The sequence below is a fragment of the Salinispora pacifica DSM 45544 genome (assembly GCF_000378845.1).
GTDB lineage: Bacteria > Actinomycetota > Actinomycetes > Mycobacteriales > Micromonosporaceae > Micromonospora > Micromonospora pacifica.
Window position 1 is genome coordinate 2192467 of sequence record NZ_KB905359.1, and the last position, 24633, is coordinate 2217099.

Sequence of the window (24633 nt, forward strand, 5' to 3'; positions counted from 1 at the left end):
GTCAGGAGGCGCCGTCGGCCCGGAGGGGGACAACCCGGGAGCGCGCCCCGTTGACCAGACCACCGAGGACCGCGCCGATCTTGTCGGCCGGCATGGGCTTGAAGAAGTGGTAGCCCTGGGCGGCCGTGCAGCCGAGTTCGGCCAGCGCGCTGCGCTGCTCGGCGGTCTCCACCCCCTCGGCGACGACCCGTAGCCCCAACTGCTGGCCAAGCCCCACCGTGGTGCGCACGATCGCCGCCGCCTCCGGCGAGTCGGCCATCCGGAGCACGAAGGAACGGTCCACCTTCAACTCGTCCACGGCGACCCGGGTGAGGAAGGTCAACGACGAGAACCCGGTGCCGAAGTCGTCTACGGCCAGCTGCACGCCCATCGTGCGCAGCGCGCCAAGCACCTCGTCGATCACCTCCAGCTCGCTCATCACCACCGTCTCGGTGATCTCCAGGACGAGGCGCCGCGCCGGCACCCGGTGGCGGCGCAGTGCGTCCGCGATCTCGGTCGGCAGCCGCCGGTCGAGCAGGCTGCGGGCGGAGAGGTTCACCGAGATCGGCAGGTCCAACCCGTCCCGGGCCCACTGCGCCGCCACGCCGAGCGCCTTGTCCAGCACGTACCGGGTGAAGGTGCCCAACTGCTCGCTGTTCTCCACCGGACGGATGAACTCGTGCGGGTTGAGCCAACCGCGTCGGGGGTGCCGCCAGCGGATCAGCGCCTCCACCCCGGTCGGTGCTCCGGTGGCCAGGTCCACCGCCGGTTGCAGGACCAGCACCAGTTGGTCGTCGGCGGCCAGCGCCTCGCGCAACTCGGCCAGGAGCGCGAGCCGGTCGGTGCTGGTGGCGTCCCGCGCGGAGTCGTACGCGGCGACGCAACCACTGCCCTCCTTCGCCTGGTACATCGCGATGTCCGCCCGGCGCAGCAGCTCCGCCATGTCGGCGGTGCCGGCGCTGGCGACCACCACTCCGACGGCGGCCTCCACGGACATTCGGACCCCCGCCACCTCGGTGGGGGCGGCGAGCCGTTCGGTGATCTCCCGGGCCTGGCGCAGCGTGTACGCCATCGGGGCGGCGCTGTCACCAAGCACCGGCACCGAGGTCAACAGGAGGGCGAACTCGTCGCCGCCGAGCCGGCCCAGCAGGTCCCCGCCGCGGGCCAGCCCGCCCAGCCGGTCGGCGGTCAGCCGGAGTAGCTGGTCACCGGCCGCGTGCCCGAGCGTGTCGTTGACCTCCTTGAACCGGTTGATGTCCAGCAGCAGCAACGCCACCGGCCGGTCCCGGGCCAGTTGCCGCAGCACCTGGTCTCCCCTGCTGAGCATGGCCGTCCGGTTGGTCAGGCCGGTCAGCGCGTCACTCACCACCGCCGTTGCGACGCCCCGCTCGTCGCGGTGATCGAGCGCGGCGGTCGCCTCGGCGAAGGCCCGCCAGGCACGTCGATCCCGATCGACGCGGAGCCGGTGGCGGTAGGCCTGCTGGAGCAGCCAGAGCGGCAGCGGGAGGATCAACAACCAACGTGGGTCGACCTCGATGAGGGCGACCACGACCAGGCCCACCACCACGTTCCCGACGAACATCAGCAGTTTGCCGCGGAGCACCTCCCCCAGCAGGACACCCGTTGGGACGCCGTGGTGCAGGTTGAGGGTGACCGCACCCAGCCCGACACTGACGAGTAGATAGGTGACCGCACCGGCGAGCATCGCGAGCACCAGCGGTGGGGTCGGTGTCGCCAGCAGCGGCTGCCCCAGCAGGGTGGTGACGAACCCGGCCAACGCCGTCGCCACGGTCAGCGACGATGCGACCCGGGCGATCTCCAACGGCCGCCGGCGAGTGCCGAGTAACGACATCCCCGACCAGGCCAGACCGGCGCCGAGCAGGGTGGCCGCCGGAATCCAGCCGGCGGGCACCTGGTGGAGACAGATGACGAGCGCGGCCTCGCCCCAGGTGAGGCTGACCGCTCCCGCCGCGGCCCGGAACTGGAGTTGGGCGAGCTGCGCGAATGCGAACACGGTGACCGCGAGCCCGAAGCGTGCGAGGCCGCCGAGCGGGTCGTCGCTGGGCAGACCGCTCGGTGCGATGACCGCCGCCACGGCTGCCACCAAGGCCGTCACCAGCACTGCCGCCGTGAGCACGCGAGCCCGCTGCGACCGGTCGGAGGGACCTGCCCGGGATTGGCCGGGCAGCGCGGAGGTCACCACCGCGCTCCGGCCCCGAGCTCTCCGACAGTACGACGGGCAGCCTCAGCTGCGCTGATCATCGGCGCCCCCTCCTGCCCAGGCCGACGAAACTTCCGTCCCCGGCGGGAAGGCTAGGCCAATACCGGTTACCGCAACAGGGGGCTAGGGTGCCGATAGTCGTGAATCATGTGACCAGGGCCGGTTCAGGGCTGCTGGGACCCGGTGCCGGAATTCGGTGATGAATCCCGCACCGGGGTGCCGCCGGTCACCGCACTGACTGTCGCAGCTGCCGGATCAGCACCGGACGGGGTGGAGTCGGAGGCGGGCGGGAACTGGTTGGGCAGTCGGCGCAGTCGAGCGTTCATGTTGCGGATCAGCAAGACGGTGGCGGTCGCCAGCACGAGGATCAGGAACAGGCCCATCGGGCCGGCCAGCCCGCCCGTGCGGGTGTTCCCGAAGTTGTTTTGGGCGAGCACCTCAGCGGCGGTCAGCATGGCGTCCTCCGTTGCGCGAGTGGTGACCAGCCTAGCCCGCCCCCGGGGCAGGGCCGATGGACCCCCTCATCGGGGTGCGCCGGGCTCAGCAATGCCAGCGAACAGGTCCGACTCGGGCAGGGGGCTGTCGACCAGGGACCGGACGAGTTGGAAGTCCTCCGTGGGCCAGGCGCGCTGTTGCACCTCCATCGGCACCTGGAACCAGAATCCGTCCGGGTCGATCTGGGTCGCGTGGGCGCGCAACGCGTCGTCGCGGACCGGGAAGTACTCGGCGCATCCCACCCGGGTGGTGATTCTGGAGCCCTTGTCTGTCCGGTCCTCCCAACGCGTGAGCCACTCCTCGTACGGCGACTCGAAGCCGGCGGCGAGCAGCGCCTCGTGGAGCACCAGGATCCTGTCCTTGGAGAAAACGATGTCGTAGTAGAGCTTGAGCGGCTGCCAGGGCTCGCCGAGATCGGGGTAACGCTCGGCGGCGCCGGCGGCGTCGAAGGCCGCAACGGTGATCTTGTGAGTCATGATGTGGTCGGGGTGGGGGTAGCCGCCGTCCTCGTCGTAGGTGGTGACGACGTGCGGACGGAACTCACGCATCAGGCGTACCAGCGGGCCGGCGGCCTCGGCCACGTCCTGTAGGGCGAAGCAGCCCTCCGGCAACGGTGGCAGCGGGTCCCCCTCCGGCAGCCCCGAGTCGACGAAGCCAAGCCAGGCCTGCTCGATACCGAGGATGGCCCGCGCGGCGTCCATCTCGGCACGGCGGATGTCGGCGATGTTGGCCCAGACGTCGGGCCGGTCCATCTTGGGATTGAGCACGCTCCCCCGCTCGCCGCCGGTGCACGTCACGACCAGGACGTCCACCCCCTCGGCCACGTACTTCGCGGTGGTCGCGGCGCCCTTGCTCGACTCGTCGTCCGGGTGTGCGTGGACGGCCATGAGTCGCAGTCGCTCTGCCAAGGTCGGTGCTCCTCATCTCTGCCCCGGCGGTCCTACCCAGGCCGCCCGGCTACGGCACATCCCCCGCCGTCGTGCCGCCCACCGGGCACACCCGCACCCCTGGGCACTCCACCGGCGCTGACCTACGATGCTTACGGCGCTGCTGGAGCTCCCACGATGCCTGACGTGGCCACGGTGCGTGACGTGCGCGGACGGCTGGGAGAATGAACCTGCCACTCTTACCAGGCCATTCTTGCTGATGGCCCCGACAACGATGCCAGGAGATGCCCGCCGGTGAGCGAGATGCACGCCACACATTTAACCGGCGCGCCGGTGTTCCCACCCGGCCGGTACGGCCGGCGGCGGGAGCGCCGTCGGCGCCGTCCAGTGCTGACCGCGCTGGTGGGGCTCGCCCTGGTGGCGGCCCTCGGCACGATCGTGGTTCGGCTCTACCAGCAGTACGGCGGGCTGGAGTACGACGCAACCGTGATCACCTATACCGAGATCACCGACTCCCAGGTGCTGATCGACTTCCGGGTCACCGTACCCCCGGGCGGGTCGGCGGTCTGTGTGTTGCGGGCCCGGGACCGGGACGGCGCCCAGGTGGCCCGGGAGCAGGTCACGGTGACCGCCCAGCCCGACGAGCGGGAGGTACGCGCACAGCATCGTCTGGTGACCGAGGGACGCCCTTTCATCGGCGAGGTACTTCGCTGTCGTCGCCCGGCCTGACCTGCTCCGACGGCCGTGGCGGGGCGGCGTGCGAAGGGCTGGACGTTGATCGTCGGGCCGACGACGTCGGCGGGCACTGGTAACTTGGAATTTCACCTGTCGCCAGCACGACTGAGGAGATCGCCTGTGTCCACTGGCAACGAGGCGCCCGCCACCTGGCTGTCCCAGGAGGCGCACGACCGCCTCCAGGCGGAGCTCGACGCGTTGATCGCCAATCGGCCGGTCATCGCCGCCGAGATCAACGCCCGGCGTGAGGAGGGTGACCTGCGGGAGAACGGCGGCTACCACGCCGCCCGCGAGGAACAGGGCAAGGCCGAGGGACGGATCGTCTACCTGAAGGAGCTACTCCGCACCGCTCAGGTGGGTGAGGCACCGACTGCCGACACGGTCGCGCCGGGCATGGTAGTAACGATCTACTTCGATGATGACAAGGATGACACCGAGCGTTTCCTGCTCGGTTCCCGTGAGATCTCATCGACCACCGACCTGACGGTCTACAGCCCCGAGTCCGCCATCGGGCAGGCGATCCTGGGCTGCCGCCCGGGCCAGACCTGCACCTACACCGCGCCCAGCGGCGCCGATATCAAGGTGACCGTGGTCGCCTTCGAGCCCTTCGCCGGCTGAGGGCGGCGCTGACCCCACCCGTCCCGACGTGCCGGTGGCCCGGGGCCACCGGCACGTCGGGACTGCGGGCTCCGTCGGAGCTCGGGCTGGGCGGCCTCACGCCTCGCCGGCGAAAACCACCTGGTAGCCACTCGCCCGCAGCACGCTGATCAGCGTGTCCGAGTGTTCGGTGCCGCGGGTCTCCACCGACAACGCCACCTCGACCTCGCCGAGCCGCAGGTGCGGATTGGCCCGCTGGTGCTCGACGTCCACGACGTTCGCCCGCTGCTCGGCGATCTCACTGAGCAACAGGGCGAGCTGGCCCGGTCGATCGGAGCAGCGGACGGTGACCCGCAGGTAGCGCCCGGCCGCCGCGAGCCCATGCTCGATCACGCGCAGCATCAGTAGCGGATCGATGTTGCCACCGGAGAGCACCGTGACCACCGGCGCCTCGACGTCAACCACGCCGGCCAGCAGCGCCGCCGCCCCCACCGCACCGGCCGGCTCGACCACCTGCTTGCCCCGCTCCAACAACATCAGCAGCGCCCGGGAGATGTCCTCCTCGCGCACGGTCACGACCTCGTCGACCAACGCGCGGACGTGCTGGAAGGTCAGCTCACCGGGGCGGCCGACGGCGATCCCGTCCGCGATCGTGCCGAACGACGGCAGCCGCACCGGCTCACCCGCGGCCAGCGAGGGCGGGAAGGCGGCGGCGCTCGCCGCCTGCACCCCGACGACCCGCACGTCCGGACGCAGCGCCCTAACCGCGACGCCGATGCCGGAGACCAGTCCACCGCCCCCCACCCCGGTGACGATCGTGCGGACCTCCGGGCACTGTTCGAGGATCTCCAGCGCCACCGTGCCCTGCCCCGCGATCACATCGCGGTGGTCGAACGGGTGGATCAGCGTTGCCCCGGTGCGCTCGGCGTAGGTCTGCGCGGCCACCAGCGTCTCGTCAACCGTGCTACCGACGAGTTCGACCTGCGCGCCGTACCCCTTGGTGGCCTCCACCTTCGGCAACGGTGCGTTCACCGGCATGAACACGGTGGCGTGCGTGCCGACCAGGCCGGCAGCGAGCGCCACACCCTGGGCGTGGTTGCCAGCGCTGGCGGCGACCACACCGTTGGCGCGCTCCGCCGCCGACAGCCGGGAGATCCGCACAAAAGCCCCTCGCACCTTGTACGAACCAGCTCGCTGGAGGTGCTCGCACTTGAGCCACACCGGCCCGCCGAGCGCCGCGCTGAGGGGACGGGACGGTTCCAACGGGGTGGTACGAACGACACCGGCAAGTAGCTCCCGCGCGGCCTGTACGTCGTCCAGGCTGACCAATTTCGTCATGCCCTGATCGTGCCACCCGCCCCGACCAGCGCCGGGCCTGGCCACCGCCCCCGCTTCCCGCTGTCGTGGTCCGGTGCCGGGACGCCTCACCCGGCAGCCGGCGAGGGCATCCCGCCTTGTGGGTAGCCATCGGCGTGTCGGGCCCAGGGGGCCTGCATCTCGAACTGGCCGGCCACACTGAGCAACAGGAGCTCGGACCCGGGCGGACCGACCAGTTGGACCGCCACCGGCATCCCATCCGGGCGACGACCCACCGGCACCACCAGCGCGGGTAGTCCGGCGAGATTCCACGGTGCGGTGTACGGGGCGTAACGAAGGTTGGCCAGGACGTTCGCCCGCCAGGAGCGAGCCGACCAGCTGTTCGCCGCCGGGGGGATGCCCGCCAGGGCCGGGGTGAGCAGCAGGTCGATCGAGTGGTCGGTGAAGAGTCCGATCGAGCGCTCCCGCCAGTCCGCCCGGTCGGCCGGGCGTACGTACCCCCGGCGCTGCACCCACTCTCCGAGCCGGACGTGCTGGCGGCTGCGCTTCTGCAGACTCCGCCGGTCCAGGCCGGCGGCCTGGACATCCGCGGCAGCCGCGGCGAACCAGGTGGCGAGGCCCTGTAGGCCGAGTGTCGTCGAGTAGCTCGGGTCGGCCGGCACGGTGTCGTGCCCGGCGGCGGCGAGCAGTCGGCCGGCGGCGGCGACCGCGTCCCGGTTCGACGCATCCGGCGAAATGCCCCGCACCGGGGAGCGCAGGGATACGCCGACCCGGAGCCGGGCCGGCGGGACAAGCTTCTCCTGCCGCCGGCCGGCGAGCGTCTGAAAGCCGACCGCCGCGTCGGCGACGGTGGTGGTCAGCATCCCGTGCTCGGTGAGGCCGAACCAGTCGTCCGCGCCGAGTTGGCAGGGCACCACCCCACGCCCGGGCTTGAGGCCAACCAGACCGCAGCAGGCCGCCGGAATCCGGATCGACCCGAGCCCGTCGTTGCCGTGGGCGATCGGCACCAGCCCCGCGGCCACCGCCGCGGCCGACCCCCCGGACGAGCCGCCGGGGGTTCGGCCGCGGTCCCACGGGTTTCGGGTCACCGCGGTCAAGTCGTCGGTCACCCCCCACAGGCCCAGCTCCGGCATCCGGGTGACGCCGAGAATCACCGCGCCCGCGCCGCGCAGCCGCCGGACCACCTCGTGGTCGGCCTCCGCCACCGGGGTCCGGGCCGCGGCCGAACCGTTCCAGGTGGGCAGGCCGGCCACGGCGGTGTTCTCCTTGACCGCCACCGGCACCCCGGCCAGCGGAAGGTCAGCCAGGTCCTCCAACTCGTCGACCTTCTCCGCCTCGGTGACCGCCGCACCGGCCCGTACCTGCCGGAACGCGGCCAGGTCGGGGTCGACCCGGGCGAGGTGGTCGAGATGGTCGGCGACGACCTGGGTGGCGGAGATGTCACCGCGGCGCACGCCGCGGGCGATCTGCTTGGCAGTCGCCCCCACCCAGGTCGGCACGATGTCCTGCACGGCCACCCTCCCCCAGCCCCTGTGATCAGCCCAGCGCCTGCTCCAGATCAGCCAGCAGGTCGTCTACCGTCTCAATGCCGACAGACAGTCGCACGAGATCGCCGGGAACTTCAAGCGGCGAGCCGGCCGCACCGGCGTGGGTCATCCGACCCGGATGCTCGATCAGGGACTCCACCCCGCCGAGCGACTCGGCGAGCACGAACAGCTTCGCCCGGTTACAGATCTGTACGGCCTGCTCCTCGCCGCCGACCGCACGGAAGGAGACCATCCCGCCGAAGCGTCGCATCTGCTTCACGGCCACCTCGTACCCGGGGTGGGTGGACAGGCCGGGGTAGCTGACCGAGGCGACCGACGGGTGCCCGTCCAAGAAGGTCGCGATCCGCTCGGCGTTGTCGCAGTGGCGATCCATTCGTACGCCGAGGGTCTTGATCCCGCGCAGGGTGAGCCAGGCGTCGAACGGCCCGTTGATCGCACCCATCGCATTCTGGTGATAACCCAGCTCGGCACCGAGCTCGGGGTCGGCGACGACCAGCGCCCCACCGACCACGTCGGAGTGTCCACCGATGTACTTGGTGGTCGAGTGCACGACGACGTCGGCACCGAACGTGATGGGCTGCTGCAGGTACGGGGAGGCGAAGGTGTTGTCCACCACGAGCAACGCCCCCGCCTCGTGGGCGATCGCCGCGAGGGCGGCGATGTCGGCGATGCCGAGCAGCGGGTTGGTGGGGGTCTCCACCCAGACGATCTTCGTCTGGCCCGGCCGGATCGCGGCCCGCACCGCGTCGGGGTCGGAGACCCGGGCCGGGGTGTAGGACAGGCCCCAGCGCTCGGTGACCCGAGCGAAGAGCCGGTAGGTGCCGCCGTAGGCGTCGTCCGGGATGACCACGTGGTCGCCGGGGGTGCAGACCGCCCGCAGCAGCGTGTCCTCGGCGGCGAGGCCACTGGCGAAGGCGAGACCGACGGCACCGCCTTCCAGCGCGGCCAGGCACTCCTGCAGTGCGTCCCGGGTCGGGTTGCCGGAGCGGCTGTACTCGTAGCCCTGGCGCGGCGCCCCGACGGCGTCCTGCGCGTACGTGCTGGTCTGGTAAATCGGGGGGATCACCGCACCGGTGCGGGCCTCCGGGGCCTGACCGGCGTGGATGGCGAGCGTCTCGAAGCCGTTACTCATGACCGGAACGTTAGTCGGGCCCGGTCTGGGCTACCCTGCCGAGGGATGAGCGGATGCGTGTTCTGCGGGATCGTGGCGGGCGAGGTGCCGGCGTTCCGGGTTGTGGACGAGCCCGGCGGGGTGGCCTTCCTGGACACCCGGCCGGTGTTCCCGGGCCACCTGCTCGTGGTGCCGCGTCCCCACCTGGTCACGCTGGCGGACCTGCCGGCTCAGGCGCTGCCGGGTTACTTCGCGTTGGTCCGCCGACTCGCCGTCGCGGTTGAGGCCGGGTTGGGCGCGGGCGGCACGTTCGTGGCGATGAACAACAAGGTGTCGCAATCGGTTCCGCACCTGCACACCCATGTGGTGCCGCGGACGAGGGGCGACGGGCTGCGCGGCTTCTTCTGGCCCCGCACCCGCTACCGGAACGACGCCGAGGCGGCCGACCACGCCGACCGGATCCGCGCGGCGCTGCCGGATTCCGCCTGAGGGCCACCGTCGCGGGTAAGGCAGCCGTCGGCACGGGTAAGGAAACCGGGCCGGCCGGCGTTGCAGCCGGGGAAGGTATGAGAGGAGTTCCATCGTGTTCCTGCGCCGTACGAAAGCCCAGCTGATCACCGCGGAGGAGGCCCTGCCCGGCCGCCCGGTCGCAACGCCGGTCACCGACCCGCACGAGGTGTTGGGCACCCCGCTGACCGGCCCGTTCCCTGAGGGAACCGAGGTCGCCGTCTTCGGGATGGGTTGTTTCTGGGGCGCCGAGCGGCTGTTCTGGACGCTGCCCGGCGTGCTCACCACCTCGGTGGGCTACGCGGGCGGCCACACGCCGAACCCGTCGTACGACGAGGTCTGCTCCGGCCGGACCGGGCACGCCGAGGTCGTCCAGGTCAACTACGACCCGACGAAGATCACATACGAGGACCTGTTGAAGGTCTTCTGGGAGAACCACGACCCGACCCAGGGCATGCGGCAGGGCAACGACATGGGCACCCAGTACCGGTCGGCGATCTACCCGACCACCGACCAGCAGCTGACCACCGCACTGGCGTCCCGGGACGCGTTCGCACCGGTCGTGGCCCGCGCCGGCAAGGGCGAGATCACCACCGAGATCAGCCCCCTCGGCGACTACTACCTAGCCGAGGGATACCACCAGCAGTACCTCGCTCCAACCAAGAATCCCGGCGGCTACTGCAACCACGGCCCCAATGGGCTCAGCTTCTGCGCCCCTTCCGAGCAACCGGCAAACCGAGACTGACCAGGTAAGCATGCAGGCGGGGCCGCGGCGGACGCCCGGCCCCGCCTACATTCCAACTGTGCGTCCCTGAGGTTGCCCAACTCCGTGGCAACGGCATGAACGGTCTGGCGAGAGCGCCGTGGTGACCGAACCCGGGCAGCGCGAACGGCGGCCGGCGGATACGTTAAGGCGCGTTGTCACGACGAGTGGGGGGTATGTCGGTGAACGACCAGTGGCAGCAGGGCTACCGGTTGAACGGGCTGCACCACACGCAGTTGGCCATCCCGCCGGAGTCGGAGCCGACCGTGCGAGAGTTCTACGGCGGTGTGCTGGGCATGGCCGAGCTAGCCAAGCCGCCAGTCCTCGCCACCCGCGGTGGTTGCTGGTTCCGCTCCGGCGGGCTCGAGATCCACCTCGGTGTGGAGTTGGATTTCCGGCCGGCCCGCAAGGCGCACCCGGGAATCCTGGTGAATGACATCGACGCCTTGGCCAAGCGCCTCGGCAAGCATGGGATCGAGGTCGACTGGGACGACAGCTTCCCCGGGCACCGTCGGTTCTACGCCCACGACCCACTGGGCAACCGGCTCGAGTTCCTGGAGCCGGAGCAGCCCGCCTAGCCTGGAACCGGCGCGGCGACCGCGGCCACCAGGTCCCCGTGGTACCGGCCTAGCGTGATCCGGAGACGCGTGCCCAGTCGGCGATGAGCGTGACCAGGCCCGCTACCCCGCTTGACCACCAGTTCGGCGGACTCGTCCTGGCTGTAGGCCGACGACCCGACGTCGTTGCTGACCGCCCGGCCGAGCACGGCGGGACCAAACCAGCTGAACTTCGCGGCGCCACACGCGCCGACCGCGACGCGGACCGCGTCCTCGGAGCCGGACCAGCCACCGTCCCGTAAGCCCTTGAGGTAGCCGTCGACACAGCCCTCCGCGATCTCCGGTAGCAGGTCCGGATCCATCAGGCCGCCGGTGAAGCTGTCCAGGATGAGGTTGGAGATGTCCTCGCCGACCGCTCCCTCTCCGGCGAACGCCCAGTCGAGCAGCACCGACCTGCCGCCCACATCGATGAGGTTGGCGGGCCAGACATCGAGGTGGCACAACGTACGCTCGACGCCCTGTGCGACCGCGAGCGTCTGGTTGCGCACAGCCGACGCAGGCGCTGCCGCACCGGGTCGGGCCAGAACGCGACGTCCGGATGCCCCCAATCGGAGTCCTCGATGTTCACCGACAGCGGCGGCCCATCGGCGAGGTACTGCCGCAGCCAACCGCGCGAGAGCCAGGGCAGGTCCGGCACCCGCCCGGTCCACCGCGCCTGGCCCGCGCCGAGTTCGTAGGCGAACCGGGCGATACGGCTGGGCGACCATTCGAACCCACCGATGCCGGGGACGTAGTCCAGCCAGAGTTCGACCATGCCGTCGGCGCGTACGTTGGTCTCCAGCATTTCCGGCCCGCTGACGCCGGCCTCGGCGTAGACAGTCGAGGTCAGGCCTTCCGCATAGGCCAACGACTCCCGCCGCCAGTAGTTCCAGTGCGTCGGCTCGGTGGAGGTTGGCCAGAAGCCGGTGTAGCCGGGCGCACCCGGCCGGTAGATCTTCAACACGGCTTGACCGGCCGCCCCCGCACCCGCCAGATCCCGTAGGTCGCGGCGTTTCCCTTGTTGTGCCGCAGCTCCTCGACCTCCAGGACCGGCAGACCGACCCGGCCGGGAACGTGCTGGACAGCGAGCGAATCTCCCGCGTCGATGTTCAACCTTCGCCCGGAATGTGCGGTATGGCCCATCGAAAGCCCCATCAGTCGGATCGCGACGGGCCACGGCGGCGGCTCCCTGCCGAGCGGCGAAGGATGTCCACCGAGCCCGATGTCCGTCGCGGATCCTAAACCTCGCTGTCACCTCGGCCGGATACCAACAGACACGGCGCAAGGCTCGCCCCGATATGACCCATTTATTCGATTTGACCCATTCCTGCCGCCAGCCGAGGGCGGGGCCGATGGATCACTCGCGCCGGCGACCCGCCCGCCACATCGGATTCCATAAATGGGTCAATCATCACATCGCGTGACGGCGGTAGATCCTCGCAGAGTGACCACGCGTGACACGAACCGCCACCCTCAACCCCATGAACCGTCACTCTGCGCAATGGGGGACAGGAATTCTAGCAACCCTTTTACACGACCGTCATAGTCTCAACAGGCTAATCGCAATATCCTCTGGCAGCATGGGCTGACATGTGCGGACTTGCGGGAGAGTTTCGCCGTGATGGTTCCCGGGCCGACGTGGCCACGGTGGAGCGCATGGCGGCCACGATGAGTGACCGAGGGCCGGACGACAGCGGGGTGTGGGCACAGGGAGCGATCGCCCTGGGGCACCGCCGCCTAAAGATCATCGACCTCTCGGCCGCCAGCGGCCAGCCCGTCGTGGACGCCGCCGCCGGCCTGACCGGCGTCTTCAACGGCTGCATCTACAACTACCGGGAATTGCGGACGGAACTGCAGGCCAAGGGGCACCACTTCTTCTCCTCCGGAGACAGCGAGGTGGTGGTCAAGGCGTACGCCGAATGGGGCCTCGACTTCGTTGACCACCTCGTCGGCATGTTCGCCGTGGCGATCACCGAGCGGGACACCGGCCGACTCGTGCTGGCCCGGGACCGGCTCGGCATCAAGCCGCTCTACCTAGCCGAGTCGCCGGGCGTGGTCCGCTTCGCCAGCACCCTGCCGGCGCTGCTGGCCGGTGGCGGCGTCAACACCGAGATCGACCCGGTCGCGCTCGCGCACTACCTGAGCTTCCACAGCATCGTGCCGCCCCCGCGCACCATCCTGCGCGGAGTGGCCAAGCTTCCCCCGGCCACCATCCGGGTCTACGAGCCGGACGGCCGCAGCCACGAGCGGGTCTACTGGAATCCGTCCTTCACCCGGCACCCCGAACGCGCCGGCTGGTCGGCGGAGGACTGGCAGGACGCCCTGCTGGGCTCCCTCACCACCGCCGTGCGGCGACGAATGGTCGCCGACGTACCGGTCGGCGTGCTGCTCTCCGGCGGCCTGGACTCAAGCCTGGTGGTGGCCCTGCTCGCCGGGGAGGGCCAGCGCGGCCTCTCCACCTTCTCCATCGGCTTCGACTCGGTCGGGGGCCGGGAGGGCGACGAATTCCGCTACTCGGACCTGGTGGCGAAGACCTTCGACAGTGACCACCACCAGATCCGCGTCCCATCGCAGGACCTGGTGCCGCCGCTGGAGGCGGCCGTCGCCGCGATGAGCGAGCCGATGGTCAGCCATGACTGCGTCGCGTTCTACCTGCTCAGCCAGGAGGTGGCCCGACACGTCAAGGTCGTCCAGTCCGGTCAGGGCGCGGACGAGATCCTGGGCGGCTACCACTGGTACCCGCCGCTGGCGCAGGTCGCGCGGGAGGAGGCGCTCGGGACGTACGCCCGTGCGTTCTTCGACCGGGACGCGGCCGGGCTGGCCCGCGTCCTCAACCCGGCCTGGCTGGCCGACGGGGACCCGGCACGCGAGTTCGTCGCCGCCCACCTGGCCCAGGCCGGGGCGCAGACCGCGGTCGACGCCGGCCTGCGGATCGACACGCAGATCATGCTGACCGACGACCCGGTGAAGCGGGTCGACAACATGACCATGGCACACGGGCTGGAGGCCCGGGTCCCGTTCCTCGACCACGAGTTCGTGGAGCTCGCCGCGACCTGCCCGCCGGAGCTGAAGCTGGCCCAGGGCGGCAAGGGCGTGCTCAAGGAGATCGGCCGACGGGTCCTGCCGCACGAGGTCATCGACCGGCCGAAGGGCTACTTCCCGGTTCCGGGCCTCACCCACCTGGAGGGCAAGCTCCTCGACCGGGTCCGCGACGCGCTCTCGGCGCCGGAGGCTCGTCGTCGAGGGCTGTACCGCACCGACTACGTCAACGCGCTGCTCGACGACCCGAACGCCGAACTGACCCCGTTGAACGGAAACAAGCTGTGGCAACTCGGACTCCTGGAAATGTGGCTCCAGAACCACGGAATCGGTTGACCATGTCGGGGAGCCTCGCGACCGGGGTAGCACTGGCAGATCAGGTACGGGGCCGGAGCCGTCGGTTCGAGCGGGTCGGCCCGGGCGGCGACCCGGTGGCCGCCGCGGCCACCTCCGCCAGCCCGGCCGTCGTACCCACGGCGGAACACGTCGCCGACGCGCCCGCCGCGGGCGTCGTGCTCGACTGCGGCTGGGGCCGGTTGGTGTTCGGCCAGACCTACGCCGACCAGGCCGACGTCGCCGACGTGCTGCGCTCGGAGGCGGCCGGCGCCCGGGACATCTGCATCTACCTCGACGATCCGCACGTACTCGTCTCCCGGCTGCCGGACGAGCTGTTCATCGACCCGTCGCTGACCTTCCGGCTGCCGTTGCACGGCGAGGGGCTCGCTGCCCCGGAAATCCCCGGCCTGCGGATCCGGCCGCTGCGGGACGCGCAGGACGCCGAGGACGTCAATCGGATCTACGCGGCCAACAGCATGGTGACCGCGCCGGTGGAGGTACTCGTCGCCAACGCCGCCACCGACAGTTTCCTGCACCTGGTCGCCGAGAACGCGACCGGCGAGATCGTCGGCACCATAACCGGGGTGGACCACGTCGCCGTCTTCGACGACCCGGACGGCGGTTCCAGCCTCTGGTGCCTGACCGTGGACTTCAACGCCGCACCGCCCGGCACCGGCCAGGCGCTCATCACCGAGCTGGCGGCCCGGTTGGTCAACCGGGGACGGGCGTACGTGGACCTCTCGGTGCTCGCCGAGAACGAGGGCGCGATCCGGCTCTATGAGCGGCTCGGTTTCTACCGCGTCACCGCACTCTGCGTGAAGCGGAAGAACCCGATCAACGAGCGGCTCTTCCTCCCCGCCATGCCGGAGGGGTACGACGAGCTCAACCCGTACGCGCAAATCGTCGCGGACGAGGCGATGCGCCGGGGCATCCGGGTGGAGGTGACCGACCCGACCTGGGGTGAGCTGCGGCTGACCAGCGGCGGCCGGACGATCCTCACCCGCGAGTCGCTCTCCGAGCTGACCTCGGCGGTGGCGATGAGCCGCTGTGACGACAAGCGGGTCACCCGGCGGATCCTCGCCCAGGCCGGGCTCTCCGTGCCGCGGGGCCGGACGGCCACCGGTGACGGGGCCGACACCGCGTTCCTGGCCGAGGTCAGCGAGTTGGTCGTCAAGCCGGCCCGGGGCGAGCAGGGCAAGGGGATCACCGTCGGCGTACGCACCGCCGAGGCCCTGCAGACGGCCATCGAGCTGGCCACCCGATACTGCCCGGAGGTGCTGCTCGAGGAGTTGCGCGCCGGTGAGGATCTGCGCGTCATCATGATCGATCATGAGGTGGTGGCGGCCGCGCTGCGTCGACCAGCATCGATCATCGGCGACGGGGCGCACGACATCACGGAGCTGATCAAGCGGCAGAGCCGGCGTCGGGCCGCCGCGACCGGCGGCGAGTCCCGCATCCCACTGGACGAGATGACCCGCGAGGTGGTCGCCGAAGCCGGATACGCCCTGACCGACATCCTGCCGGAGGGCGAACTGCTGGTCGTCCGCCGGACCGCCAACCTGCACACCGGTGGCACGATCCACGATGTCACCGCGGAGCTGCATCCAGAGATCGCCGAGGCGTGTGTGGCCGCGAGTAGGGCACTTGACATCCCGGTGACCGGGCTGGACCTGTTGGTGCCCGCCGCGGAGCATCCCGAGCACGTCTTCATCGAGGCGAACGAGCGACCCGGCCTGGCCAACCACGAGCCGCAGCCGACCGCCGAACGCTTCGTCGATCTACTCTTCCCCGGGACCCGGGCACCGCAACGCCTCTGGTCCCCGGCGGGTGCGGCAAGCTCTGGAGTATGACCCCGAGCCAGCCCGTACCCCTCCCACTCGACCTCGACTACCTACGCCACGTCCTGGTGGAGCTACTGGAGATCCCGAGCCCGGCCGGCCGTACCGACCACGTACAGCAGTACGTGGGCGAGCGGTTGGCGGCGCTCGGGATCCCGTCCACGCTGACCCGACGCGGCGCGCTCAGCGCCGAGTTGCCGGGCCCCCGCACAACCGGGGCCGACCGGGCGATCGTGGTGCACACCGATGTCATCGGCGGGATGGTGAAGCGGCTCAAGGAGAACGGGCGGCTGGAGCTCCAGCCGATCGGGACGCACAGCGCACGTTTCGCCGAGGGCGCCCACGTACGGGTCTTCACCGATCACCTGGATCGGGTGGTCACCGGCCAGGTGCTGCCGTTGAAGGCCAGTGGGCACCGTTACAACGACGCGGTGGACTCCCAGGGCATCGGCTGGGAGCTGGTCGAGGTCCGGGTGGACGAGCCGGTGTACGACACCGCCGGCCTCCGCGCGTTGGGGATCGACGTGGGCGACTTCGTGGCGCTCCTACCCAACCCACAGGTCACCCCCGCCGGGTACGTGAAGTCCCGTCACCTGGACGACAAGGCGGGCGTGGCCGCGGTGCTGACCGCGTGCAAGGCGTTGGTTGACGCCGGGGTCACCCCGGCGGTCAGCGCACACCTGTTGATCACTGTCACCGAGGAGATCGGCCACGGCGCCTCCCACGGGCTGGATCCGGATGTGGCTGAGATCGTCTCGGTGGACGCGGCCGTCGTCGCCCCCGGACAGCAGTCCCGGGAGGACGCGGCCACCCTGGCAATGGGGGACGGGGTGGGCCCGTTCGACTACCACCTGACCCGCAACCTGGCGGCGATCGCCCGCGCCAACGACGTCGACCTGGTCCGGGACGTCTTCGACAACTACCGTTCGGATGTCGCGGCGGCGGTCGAGGCCGGTGCGCACGCCCGGGTGGCGCTGCTCGGATTCGGGGTGGATGCCACTCACGGCCACGAGCGCACCCATCTGGACGGGCTGCGCCACCTGACCCAGCTGCTCTGCCTCTACCTCCAGAGCGACCTGGTCTTCCCGGAGTGGGATGCGGAGCCCGCGGGTGAGCTCGCGAAGTTCCCGTCGCTGGCCGTGCAGCCCGCGCAGGAGGACGGGCCGCGCGAGGGCCCGATCGGCCTGCACGGCCTCACCTGAGGGATGCCCACGCCGCGACCAGCGCCCGGGCGGCCGTCGCGAAGCTGATTCGCCTCCCGCCCGGGCTTGTGATCGAAATCCGTTGCCGGGGGCACAGCGCTGTGGATAGCGTGACGGTACACGGGAAAGGAGGTGGTCCAGACTTGTATAGCAATCGGACTCGTGAGGTGGCTGCCCGCTAGCCGCTGTCCTCGACAGTCGTCCACCCGGCTGGGTGGGCAGTAAAGATCGTCGAGACCGTGTGGCAGCGGTGCGGCGAATCCATGACAGCCACCCGACCCCCGGGGTGCCGGCCCAGTCCAGCCGGCCCGCGTGTCAACGCGGAAGCCCCGGGGGTCGTTCTTTCCCCAGCAGCGCCAGGGCGACAGGAGGGCGGCATGTCGATGCGGGAACTGGTGGTACTCGGGACTGCCAGCCAGACGCCGACCCGCACCCGAAACCACAACGGGTACGTCCTGCGCTGGGACGACGAGGTGATCCTCTTCGATCCGGGGGAAGGCAGCCAGCGGCAGCTGCTGTACAGCACGGTGACCGCCACCGACCTGACCCGGATCTGTGTCACACACTTCCACGGCGACCACTGTCTCGGGCTCCCCGGCACCATTCAGCGGCTCTCCCTGGACCGGGTGCCGCACCCGGTCACGGTGCACTTTCCGGCCGGCGGTGCCGAGTACTTTGCCCGGCTGCGGCACGCGTCGAGTTTCTACGAGACCGCCGAGCTGGCCGTCGTACCGATCGCCACGGACGGGCAGCAGATCGCGGTCCGCGGCGGCATGCTGGAGGCCCGCCGGCTCCGGCACCCGGTCGAGACGTACGGGTATCGGCTGGTCGAGCCGGACGGGCACCGGATGCTGCCGGAGCGGCTCGCGGCCCACGGCATCGCCGGCCCGGCCATCGGCGAGCTGCTCCGCGTCGGCCACCTCGACGTGGCGGGACGGCGGGTCACCCGGGAGCAGATGAGCACGCCGCGGCCGGGCCAGCGGTTCGCGTTCGTGATGGACACCGGCCTCTGCGACGCGGTGTACGCCCTCGCCGACAACGCCGACCTCCTGGTCATCGAGGCCACCTTCCTGGCCTCGGAGGCCGCGCTCGCCGCCGAGGTTGGGCACCTGACCGCAGGGCAGGCGGCGCAGGTCGCCACCGAGTGCGGGGTACGCCGCCTCGTGCTCACCCACTTCTCCCAGCGCTACCCGGACCTGGACCGCTTCGCCGCTGAGGCCCGGGAGCACTTCACGGGTGATCTGGTGGTCGCCGAGGACCTGACGACCGTGCCGGTGCCACCCCGGCGGGTACCCTCGGCCAGGTGACCGTCACGCTCCGTCCCGGGACGGTGGACGACCTGATCGCGGTTGGGGCGCTGCACCAACGGTCCCGAGTCGCCGCCTACGCCCCCCTCCTGACCACCGCGCAGCTGACCGAGCCGACCCCGGCGGCGCTCGGACAGTACTGGCGAGAACGCTGGAGTCACGAGCGCGCCGACCACGTGTTGACCGTGGCGGAACGGGGTGACCACCTGGTCGGCTTCAGTTACCTCGGCCCGGACGACCAGGGTGACCCCGCCACCGGGCTGCTCCACGCGGTCTACCTGGAGCCGGCAGAGCGGGGCCGCGGGCTGGGCCGGATGCTGATGGCCGACGCCCTGGCCGAGATGCGCTCCCGTGGCTGGCGGGTCGCAGCCCTCTGGGTGTTACGGCAGAACGGACCGGCCCGCCGCTTCTACGAGCGGGGCGGGTGGCGGCCAACCGGCGTCACCCAGGAAGAACTGATCGGCTCGACCCCCGCCGTGTTGCTCCGCTACCGGCGGGAGTTGTAGCTCCGATGGGCGAGGTACCCGGCAGGGCCCCGGCCCACGCCCAGGTCGGCGAGGGCCCCGCGGGGGGTTGATCCAGCGTCCGTCAGCGGGAACCGAGGTGGGCGAGCAGGTCCTGCCGGGTGAGAACCCCCTTCGGTTTGCCGTCGATCAGCACCAGAGCGGCGTCGGACTTCTCCAGCAAAGTCACCGCCTCGCTGACCGGCTGCCCACCACCGATCATCGGCAGGGGCGCGGCCATGTGCCGCTCGATGGTGTCGTGCAGCTGCGCCTGGCCGGTGAAGAGCGCGTCGAGCAGGTCCCGCTCCGCGATCGACCCAGCCACCTCGCCGGTCACCACCGGCGGTTCAGCCTTCAGCACCGGCAGCTGGGAGACGCCGTACTCGCGCAGGTAGTCGATCGCGTCCCGAACCGTCTCGGTCGGGTGCACGTGCACCAGCTCCGGCAACCCACCCGGCTTGCCGGCGAGGGTCTCGGCGATGGTCGGCTCGTTGCCGGAGTTGTCCAGGAAGCCGTACCGGGCCATCCACGAGTCGTTGAAGATCTTGGACAGGTAGCCGCGCCCCCCGTCCGGCAGCAGCACCACGACCACGTCGTCCGGACCGGCTGCACGGGCCACCTCCAGCCCCGCGACGACCGCCATCCCACAGGAGCCACCGACCAGCAGCCCCTCGGTCCGGGCCAGCCGGCGGGTCATCTCGAACGACGCCTTGTCGGAGACCTCAACGATCTCGTCGGCGATCTCCCGGTCGTAGGTCTCCGGCCAGAAGTCCTCACCGACCCCCTCGACCAGGTACGGCCGCCCGGTGCCACCGGAGTAGACCGACCCCTCCGGGTCGGCGCCGATCACCTTGACCCGCCCCGCCGACGCCTCCTTCAGGTAGCGCCCGATACCGGAGATCGTGCCACCGGTGCCGACCCCCGCGACGAAGTGGGTGATCCGGCCCTCGGTCTGCGCCCACAGCTCCGGACCGGTGGTCTCGTAGTGGGAGCGGGGGTTCGCCGGGTGGGCGTACTGGTTGGGCTTCCAGGCGCCGGGGATCTCCTGGGCGAGGCGATCGGAGACGTTGTAGTAGGAGCGGGGATCCGCGGGCGCGACCGCGGTCGGGCAGACGACCACCTCAGCGCCGTAGGCGCGCAGCACGTCCTGCTTGTCCTGGCTGACCTTGTCCGGGCAGACGAACACGCACCGGTAGCCCTTCAGCTGGGCCACCAGCGCCAACCCGACCCCGGTGTTGCCACTGGTCGGTTCGACGATCGTGCCGCCCGGTCGGAGAATCCCCGCCTGCTCGGCGTCCTCCACCATGCGCAGGGCGATCCGATCCTTGACCGACCCGCCGGGGTTCAGGTACTCCACCTTCACCAGGACGGTGGCCTGGATGCCCTCAGTCACGTTGCGCAGGCGTACCAGCGGGGTGTTGCCGATCAACTCGACGACGTTGTCGTAGTACTGCACCTGGTTGTGCCCTTCTCCTCCGGTGCCGCCGGGTGGGCGGCCGGGCAGACGAATACGGATGTCGCGCGCTCAGCCTACGTCCCGTCCGCCCGCCACCTCGCCCGGGACGGCCGAAGCCTGGCGCGCCTCCCACTCCAGGAACCGCTCGGTCTCGGCGAGTACGCTACCGGCTAGCCAGGTGACCATGACCGCGTCGTCGGCCAGCCCGAGCAGCGCCAGCCCAAGCTCCGGCAGCAGGTCGACCGGCGAGACGATGTAGGCGGCGGCGGCGGTCATCAGCGCCAGCCGGAAGCCCCCGTCATACCGTCCCCGGACGGTCGCCAGAAACATCCGGGGCAGCGCCGCCACCCGCGCCCCGAGCCCCGGCCCGCCTCGTACGCCGACCACGAGCGCCCGGGCCAACGCGAGGAACGCCGCCCGCCGGTGCAGTGTCTTCCCCATCTGCTCACTCCTTTCCCTACGCCAGCGTGCCGCCCCGGCACAAGCCGGGCCGGACCGGTTCCGGCAACGGGAGCCGTCTCGGGCGACGGTGTCCGGTGGCGGGTTCGCGTAATGTCGGTGCATGGGGGTCGCTGATTCCGTTGTCCCGGCCGGTCCACGCTGGCAGGTCGCCTGGCGCGTCACCCGGCTGGTGGGGCTGGGCGCGGTCGCCACGGCCGCCGCCGCGGCGACCGCCGGTGGTGTCCTGATCGGCCAGGCTCGGCAGGCGCGACGAAGCATCCCCCCGGCCGAGGCGCCGCCACCGCGCTGCGATGGAGTCTACGGGGCGAAGCTGCCCGGACCACCGGTCACCATGGTCGTACTGGGCGACTCCTGCGCTGCCGGCTACGGCGTGTACCGCCGCCGCGAAACCCCGGGGGCGCTGCTCGCCACCGGGGTTTCCCGCCGGCTACACCGGCCGGTCCGGCTACACCGATTCGCCGTGGTGGGAGCGCACTCCGCCGTACTGCGCCACCAGGTCGAGGCGGCGCTCGAAGCCCGACCCGATGTCGCCGTCATCCTGATCGGCGGTAACGACGTCACCAACCGCACCCCGCCCGCCGTGGCCGTGCGTTACCTGATCGAGGCGGTGACCACGCTTCGTGCCGCTGGCTGCGCGGTGGTCGTCGGCACCTGCCCGGACATGGGGGCGATCCGCCCCATCCAGCCGCCACTGCGCTGGCTGGCCCGCCGCTGGAGTCGCCAGCTCGCCGCCGCCCAGACGGTGGCCGTGGTCGAGGCCGGCGGCGCGACGGTCTCCCTCGGCGACCTGCTCGGTCCCCGGTTCACGGCCGAGCCGGCCCGGTTGTTCGCCTGGGACCGGTTCCACCCGTCGGCGGAGGGCTACGCGATGGCTGCCGCCGCGCTGCTGCCGACCGTCCTCTCCGCTCTCGGGGCAGGGCCGGAGCGGGGGGCTGCGCCATCGCGGGTCCGCGGCGTACGGTCGCTGCCGGAGGCCGCCCAGGAGGCGGCGCGGCACGCGGGGACCGAGGTCAGCGGCGCCCAGGTTCGGGGCCACGATCGCGGTCCGGCGGGTCGGTGGGCGCAGCTACGCCGACGGGCCTTCTTCGGTGCCGTGACCCAATCCGACCCGGCCGTGGACTCGCCCCACGATGGAGGGGATGGCATGCAGGAGCGGAATACTGAGCGGGGGGCGGTAGCACCGTGACTGACCGCTTCCGCCCCGGCTTCTCCCGCCGGCTCGGGCGGACCACGGCCGGCTGCTTCGCCGCCGCGGCAGTGGGGGGTGCCGCTCTCCTGGCTGGACAGGCCTTCGCCGCCCGCCATCGGCGTTATGCCCAGCCCGAGCTGGGGCTGGCCCTGCGGGCCACGGTCGGCCAGGCCGACGCTCCCCCGCTGCGGCTCGTGCTGCTCGGGGACTCGTCCGCACTCGGGGTCGGCGTGAGCCGGCTGGCGGATACCGTCGGTGGGCAGCTCGCCCACCTGCTCGCCGAGGGACCGGCCGGGCAGCTGGTCCACCTCTCCAGCGTGGGCGTCTCCGGCTCCCGCTCCACCGACCTGGCCACCCAGGTCGCTCGGGCACTGCTCGGCGAACGACCCGACGTGGCGGTGATCCTGATCGGCGCAAACGACGCCACCTCCCTGCGTCGGTCGACCGTCGCCGCGGCCTGCCTCGGGGCCACGGTGCACCGGCTCCGTGAGGCGCGGGTGGAGGTCGTGGTCGGGACCTGCCCCGACCTCGGGGCGGTACGCGCGATCGCGCCCCCGCTACGGCACCTGGTCAGCTGGTCCGGTCGGCGGACGGCGCGTGCCCAGACCCTCGCGGTACTCACCGCCGGTGGGACGGTGGTGGATCTCGCCACTGAGGCCGGTCCGGTCTTCCGGGCCGACGCCGGCACGTTCTGCCACGACGGCTTCCACCCGTCTGCCGACGGGTACCGGGTGTGGGCGCACGCTCTCTTTCCGGCGGTTGCCGCTGCCGCAACGATGGCGGCTCGGCACGGCCCGCCGCGGTGACATTTCCCGGGTCTGGCACGACTTCCGCCCGATGTTACTGACCGGTTAGGTTTGGTCCATGCCGATTGAGTCGTCCCGCGACGCTGTCATCGTCGCCACCGCCCGCTCCCCCATCGGCCGGGCCCGCAAGGGGTCCCTGCGCGAGTTCCGCCCGGATGACCTCACCGCCACCATCGTGCAGGCCGCCCTCGACAAGATCCCCCAGCTCGACCGGAGCGAGATCGACGATCTGTACCTGGGCTGTGGTCTGCCCGGCGGTGAACAGGGCTTCAACCTGGCCCGCGTGGTCGCCACCCTGATGGGGCACGACGACCTACCCGGAGCCACCCTGACCCGCTACTGCGCCTCGTCCCTGCAGACCACTCGGATGGCGATGCATGCGATCCGGGCAGGCGAGGGTGACATCTTCGTCTCCGCCGGCGTCGAGACCGTCTCCCGGTACGCCCGGGGCACCTCAGACAGTCTGCCGCCGGAGGCGCAGGCGTTGGTCGGTGGAGGCTGGGAGAACCCCCGCTTCAACGCCGCGCGGGAGCGTTCGACGGCACGCGCCAAGGGCGGGGCCGAGGTGTGGACGGATCCGCGGGACACCGGCGACCTACCCGACATCTACCTGTCCATGGGGCAGACCGCGGAGAACCTGGCCCAGGTCCATGGCGTCACCCGGGCCGAGATGGACGAGTTCGGTGTGCGCAGCCAGAACCGCGCCGAGCAGGCGATCGCCGCTGGGTTCTGGGCTCGGGAGATCACCCCGGTGACCGCCCCGGACGGCACCGTGGTCAGCGCCGACGACGGTCCCCGACCCGGTGTCACGCTCTCCGCCGTCGCCCAACTGGATCCGGTCTTCCGGCCCGACGGCCGGATCACCGCCGGCAACTGCTGCCCCCTCAACGACGGCGCCGCCGCCGTAGTGATCATGAGCGCACAGCGGGCGAGTGAACTCGGAGTCACCCCGCTGGCACGGATCGTCTCGACCGGCGTAACCGCGCTCTCGCCGGAGATCATGGGGCTCGGCCCGGTCGAGGCGTCGAAGCAGGCCCTGAAGCGGGCGGGGATGACCATTGACGACGTGGACCTGGTAGAGATCAACGAGGCCTTCGCCGCACAGGTGATCCCCTCCTACCGGCAGTTGGGCATAGCGGAGGAGAAGCTGAACGTGATGGGCGGCGCCATCGCCGTCGGCCACCCGTTCGGTATGACCGGCGCGCGGATCACCGGCACCCTGCTCAACGCCCTGCAGTGGCACGACGCGACGATCGGCCTGGAGACGATGTGCGTCGGCGGCGGCCAGGGCATGGCCATGGTGATCGAACGTCTGACCTGAGGGTTTCGGGAGCCGGCCCGGCGCGGGCCGGCTCCGCGGGTAGCCCGCAGCGGGCCGCGCGGGTCGCCGTGGGCCGCGCGGATGGTCCTCAGAGGGCCGCGCGGGTCGCCGTGGCCACGCTGGCAGCCCGCGCCAGCGTGGCGTCCGATGCCCCCGCGGCAAGCAGATCTGCCGCCACCACCCGCAGCTGGTCCGGCAGGGCAACATCGTGGTCAAGTCGGGGCACGAGCCGGCGCGGCCGCGCCTCGGCGTCCGCCACCAGATTCGCGAGTTCCTGCACGAGCCGGTGCACGAGATCGGCCCGGGAGACATTTCCGCCGGCAGCGCTGGCGGCCCACCGTGGCTGTTGCCAGTGCCCCACCTGCCGCACGATCAGCTCCACCGTCCGCCTGAAGTCCCCGGCCTGTTCCACCTCGCCG

At 71.1% G+C, this 24633-nt stretch carries 24 protein-coding genes; 13 read left to right on the forward strand and 11 right to left on the reverse strand.

Annotation, left to right across the window (positions count from 1 at the left end):
- Position 1: 1 nt before the first annotated feature.
- The 3 genes from SALPAC3_RS0109800 to mca form a co-directional block, all read right to left on the reverse strand.
- The gene (locus SALPAC3_RS0109800) at positions 2-2179 is read right to left on the reverse strand and encodes a putative bifunctional diguanylate cyclase/phosphodiesterase (RefSeq protein WP_026185406.1); all 2178 of its coding nucleotides are present in this window, start codon (positions 2177-2179) and stop codon (positions 2-4) included.
- A 185-nt stretch (positions 2180-2364) separates the two neighbouring features.
- On the reverse strand, positions 2365-2655 hold the full coding sequence (locus SALPAC3_RS0109805) for a hypothetical protein (RefSeq protein WP_018221064.1): 291 nt from the start codon (positions 2653-2655) through the stop codon (positions 2365-2367).
- Between the two features lie 66 nt (positions 2656-2721).
- A complete protein-coding gene (mca, locus tag SALPAC3_RS0109810) occupies positions 2722-3582 on the reverse strand; it encodes a mycothiol conjugate amidase Mca (RefSeq protein ID WP_018221065.1) in 861 nt (286 codons plus the stop codon).
- A 294-nt stretch (positions 3583-3876) separates the two neighbouring features.
- Here mca and SALPAC3_RS25595 point away from each other — a divergent pair, with 294 nt between their 5' ends.
- Both SALPAC3_RS25595 and greA read left to right on the forward strand, forming a co-directional pair.
- Positions 3877-4311 (forward strand): DUF4307 domain-containing protein, encoded by a 435-nt coding sequence (locus SALPAC3_RS25595; protein ID WP_033660504.1) that lies wholly within the window; start codon positions 3877-3879, stop codon positions 4309-4311.
- 126 nt (positions 4312-4437) lie between these two features.
- The gene (greA, locus tag SALPAC3_RS0109820) at positions 4438-4935 is read left to right on the forward strand and encodes a transcription elongation factor GreA (protein WP_018221067.1); all 498 of its coding nucleotides are present in this window, start codon (positions 4438-4440) and stop codon (positions 4933-4935) included.
- Between the two features lie 96 nt (positions 4936-5031).
- Here greA and ilvA read toward each other — a convergent pair whose 3' ends face one another.
- The 3 genes from ilvA to SALPAC3_RS0109835 all read right to left on the reverse strand — a co-directional run bounded on the left by ilvA (position 5032) and on the right by SALPAC3_RS0109835 (position 8910).
- Positions 5032-6252 (reverse strand): threonine ammonia-lyase, encoded by a 1221-nt coding sequence (gene ilvA / locus SALPAC3_RS0109825; protein WP_018221068.1) that lies wholly within the window; start codon positions 6250-6252, stop codon positions 5032-5034.
- An 86-nt stretch (positions 6253-6338) separates the two neighbouring features.
- Positions 6339-7748, reverse strand: a complete 1410-nt coding sequence (locus SALPAC3_RS0109830; RefSeq protein ID WP_018221069.1) for an amidase — start codon at positions 7746-7748, stop codon at positions 6339-6341.
- A gap of 19 nt (positions 7749-7767) precedes the next feature.
- Complete coding sequence (locus SALPAC3_RS0109835) at positions 7768-8910, reverse strand: cystathionine gamma-synthase (protein ID WP_018221070.1); 1143 nt, start codon at positions 8908-8910, stop codon at positions 7768-7770.
- 57 nt (positions 8911-8967) lie between these two features.
- Between SALPAC3_RS0109835 and SALPAC3_RS0109840 the strand changes: the two genes are divergently transcribed.
- The 3 genes from SALPAC3_RS0109840 to SALPAC3_RS0109850 all read left to right on the forward strand — a co-directional run bounded on the left by SALPAC3_RS0109840 (position 8968) and on the right by SALPAC3_RS0109850 (position 10737).
- Complete coding sequence (locus tag SALPAC3_RS0109840; protein WP_018221071.1) at positions 8968-9378, forward strand: HIT family protein; 411 nt, start codon at positions 8968-8970, stop codon at positions 9376-9378.
- Between the two features lie 94 nt (positions 9379-9472).
- A complete protein-coding gene (gene msrA, locus SALPAC3_RS0109845) occupies positions 9473-10141 on the forward strand; it encodes a peptide-methionine (S)-S-oxide reductase MsrA (protein WP_018221072.1) in 669 nt (222 codons plus the stop codon).
- A gap of 194 nt (positions 10142-10335) precedes the next feature.
- Entirely contained in the window at positions 10336-10737 is a 402-nt protein-coding gene (locus tag SALPAC3_RS0109850) for a VOC family protein (RefSeq protein WP_018221073.1), read from the forward strand.
- Here SALPAC3_RS0109850 and SALPAC3_RS28690 read toward each other — a convergent pair.
- Both SALPAC3_RS28690 and SALPAC3_RS28695 read right to left on the reverse strand, forming a co-directional pair.
- A complete protein-coding gene (locus tag SALPAC3_RS28690) occupies positions 10734-11264 on the reverse strand; it encodes a hypothetical protein (protein WP_018221074.1) in 531 nt (176 codons plus the stop codon). The genes SALPAC3_RS0109850 and SALPAC3_RS28690 overlap by 4 nt on opposite strands.
- Before the next feature lie 448 nt (positions 11265-11712).
- On the reverse strand, positions 11713-11898 hold the full coding sequence (locus tag SALPAC3_RS28695; protein ID WP_232430489.1) for a hypothetical protein: 186 nt from the start codon (positions 11896-11898) through the stop codon (positions 11713-11715).
- 447 nt (positions 11899-12345) lie between these two features.
- On the opposite strand from SALPAC3_RS28695, the gene SALPAC3_RS0109865 reads away from it, so the two are divergent.
- From SALPAC3_RS0109865 to SALPAC3_RS0109885, 5 genes are all read left to right on the forward strand, one after another.
- Positions 12346-14130, forward strand: coding sequence for an N-acetylglutaminylglutamine amidotransferase (locus SALPAC3_RS0109865; RefSeq protein ID WP_026185408.1), 1785 nt, complete (start codon positions 12346-12348; stop codon positions 14128-14130).
- A 2-nt stretch (positions 14131-14132) separates the two neighbouring features.
- Positions 14133-15980: an N-acetylglutaminylglutamine synthetase gene (gene ngg / locus SALPAC3_RS0109870; RefSeq protein WP_018221077.1), complete on the forward strand. Its 1848-nt coding sequence runs from the start codon at positions 14133-14135 to the stop codon at positions 15978-15980.
- On the forward strand, positions 15977-17170 hold the full coding sequence (locus SALPAC3_RS0109875) for an osmoprotectant NAGGN system M42 family peptidase (RefSeq protein ID WP_018221078.1): 1194 nt from the start codon (positions 15977-15979) through the stop codon (positions 17168-17170). The genes ngg and SALPAC3_RS0109875 overlap by 4 nt, the downstream gene beginning before the upstream one ends.
- 377 nt (positions 17171-17547) lie before the next feature.
- Positions 17548-18477: a ribonuclease Z gene (locus SALPAC3_RS0109880; protein ID WP_018221079.1), complete on the forward strand. Its 930-nt coding sequence runs from the start codon at positions 17548-17550 to the stop codon at positions 18475-18477.
- Positions 18474-18983 (forward strand): GNAT family N-acetyltransferase, encoded by a 510-nt coding sequence (locus SALPAC3_RS0109885; protein ID WP_018221080.1) that lies wholly within the window; start codon positions 18474-18476, stop codon positions 18981-18983. Before SALPAC3_RS0109880 ends, SALPAC3_RS0109885 begins: the two co-directional genes overlap by 4 nt.
- A gap of 82 nt (positions 18984-19065) precedes the next feature.
- Here SALPAC3_RS0109885 and SALPAC3_RS0109890 read toward each other — a convergent pair whose 3' ends face one another.
- Entirely contained in the window at positions 19066-20436 is a 1371-nt protein-coding gene (locus tag SALPAC3_RS0109890) for a cystathionine beta-synthase (RefSeq protein WP_018221081.1), read from the reverse strand.
- Positions 20437-20505: 69 nt separating this feature from the next.
- Positions 20506-20877 carry a DUF1232 domain-containing protein gene (locus tag SALPAC3_RS0109895; protein WP_018221082.1) on the reverse strand — a complete coding sequence of 124 codons (372 nt, stop codon included), beginning with the start codon at positions 20875-20877 and terminating at the stop codon, positions 20506-20508.
- 121 nt (positions 20878-20998) lie between these two features.
- Between SALPAC3_RS0109895 and SALPAC3_RS0109900 the strand changes: the two genes are divergently transcribed.
- From SALPAC3_RS0109900 to SALPAC3_RS0109910, 3 genes are read left to right on the forward strand one after another with little or no spacing between them, the layout of a single operon-like run.
- Positions 20999-22084, forward strand: a complete 1086-nt coding sequence (locus tag SALPAC3_RS0109900) for an SGNH/GDSL hydrolase family protein (RefSeq protein ID WP_018221083.1) — start codon at positions 20999-21001, stop codon at positions 22082-22084.
- A complete protein-coding gene (locus SALPAC3_RS0109905; RefSeq protein WP_018221084.1) occupies positions 22081-22893 on the forward strand; it encodes an SGNH/GDSL hydrolase family protein in 813 nt (270 codons plus the stop codon). Before SALPAC3_RS0109900 ends, SALPAC3_RS0109905 begins: the two co-directional genes overlap by 4 nt.
- Before the next feature lie 58 nt (positions 22894-22951).
- Positions 22952-24214, forward strand: coding sequence for an acetyl-CoA C-acetyltransferase (locus tag SALPAC3_RS0109910; protein ID WP_018221085.1), 1263 nt, complete (start codon positions 22952-22954; stop codon positions 24212-24214).
- An 88-nt stretch (positions 24215-24302) separates the two neighbouring features.
- Here SALPAC3_RS0109910 and SALPAC3_RS0109915 read toward each other — a convergent pair whose 3' ends face one another.
- Entirely contained in the window at positions 24303-24626 is a 324-nt protein-coding gene (locus SALPAC3_RS0109915; protein WP_018221086.1) for a hypothetical protein, read from the reverse strand.
- Positions 24627-24633: the final 7 nt, after the last annotated feature.

What these genes read in the sequence shown, in the direction of transcription:
- SALPAC3_RS0109805 (WP_018221064.1), bottom strand. Translation starts at nt 2,655, where the DNA reads ATGCTGACCGCCGCTGAGGTGCTCGCCCAAAACAACTTCGGGAACACC.
- mca (WP_018221065.1), bottom strand. Translation starts at nt 3,582, where the DNA reads ATGGCCGTCCACGCACACCCGGACGACGAGTCGAGCAAGGGCGCCGCG.
- ilvA (WP_018221068.1), bottom strand. Translation starts at nt 6,252, where the DNA reads ATGACGAAATTGGTCAGCCTGGACGACGTACAGGCCGCGCGGGAGCTA.
- SALPAC3_RS0109835 (WP_018221070.1), bottom strand. Translation starts at nt 8,910, where the DNA reads ATGAGTAACGGCTTCGAGACGCTCGCCATCCACGCCGGTCAGGCCCCG.
- SALPAC3_RS0109850 (WP_018221073.1), top strand. Translation starts at nt 10,336, where the DNA reads ATGTCGGTGAACGACCAGTGGCAGCAGGGCTACCGGTTGAACGGGCTG.
- SALPAC3_RS28695 (WP_232430489.1), bottom strand. Translation starts at nt 11,898, where the DNA reads ATGGGCCATACCGCACATTCCGGGCGAAGGTTGAACATCGACGCGGGA.
- SALPAC3_RS0109865 (WP_026185408.1), top strand. Translation starts at nt 12,346, where the DNA reads ATGTGCGGACTTGCGGGAGAGTTTCGCCGTGATGGTTCCCGGGCCGAC.
- ngg (WP_018221077.1), top strand. Translation starts at nt 14,133, where the DNA reads ATGTCGGGGAGCCTCGCGACCGGGGTAGCACTGGCAGATCAGGTACGG.
- SALPAC3_RS0109875 (WP_018221078.1), top strand. Translation starts at nt 15,977, where the DNA reads ATGACCCCGAGCCAGCCCGTACCCCTCCCACTCGACCTCGACTACCTA.
- SALPAC3_RS0109880 (WP_018221079.1), top strand. Translation starts at nt 17,548, where the DNA reads ATGTCGATGCGGGAACTGGTGGTACTCGGGACTGCCAGCCAGACGCCG.
- SALPAC3_RS0109895 (WP_018221082.1), bottom strand. Translation starts at nt 20,877, where the DNA reads ATGGGGAAGACACTGCACCGGCGGGCGGCGTTCCTCGCGTTGGCCCGG.
- SALPAC3_RS0109900 (WP_018221083.1), top strand. Translation starts at nt 20,999, where the DNA reads ATGGGGGTCGCTGATTCCGTTGTCCCGGCCGGTCCACGCTGGCAGGTC.
- SALPAC3_RS0109910 (WP_018221085.1), top strand. Translation starts at nt 22,952, where the DNA reads ATGCCGATTGAGTCGTCCCGCGACGCTGTCATCGTCGCCACCGCCCGC.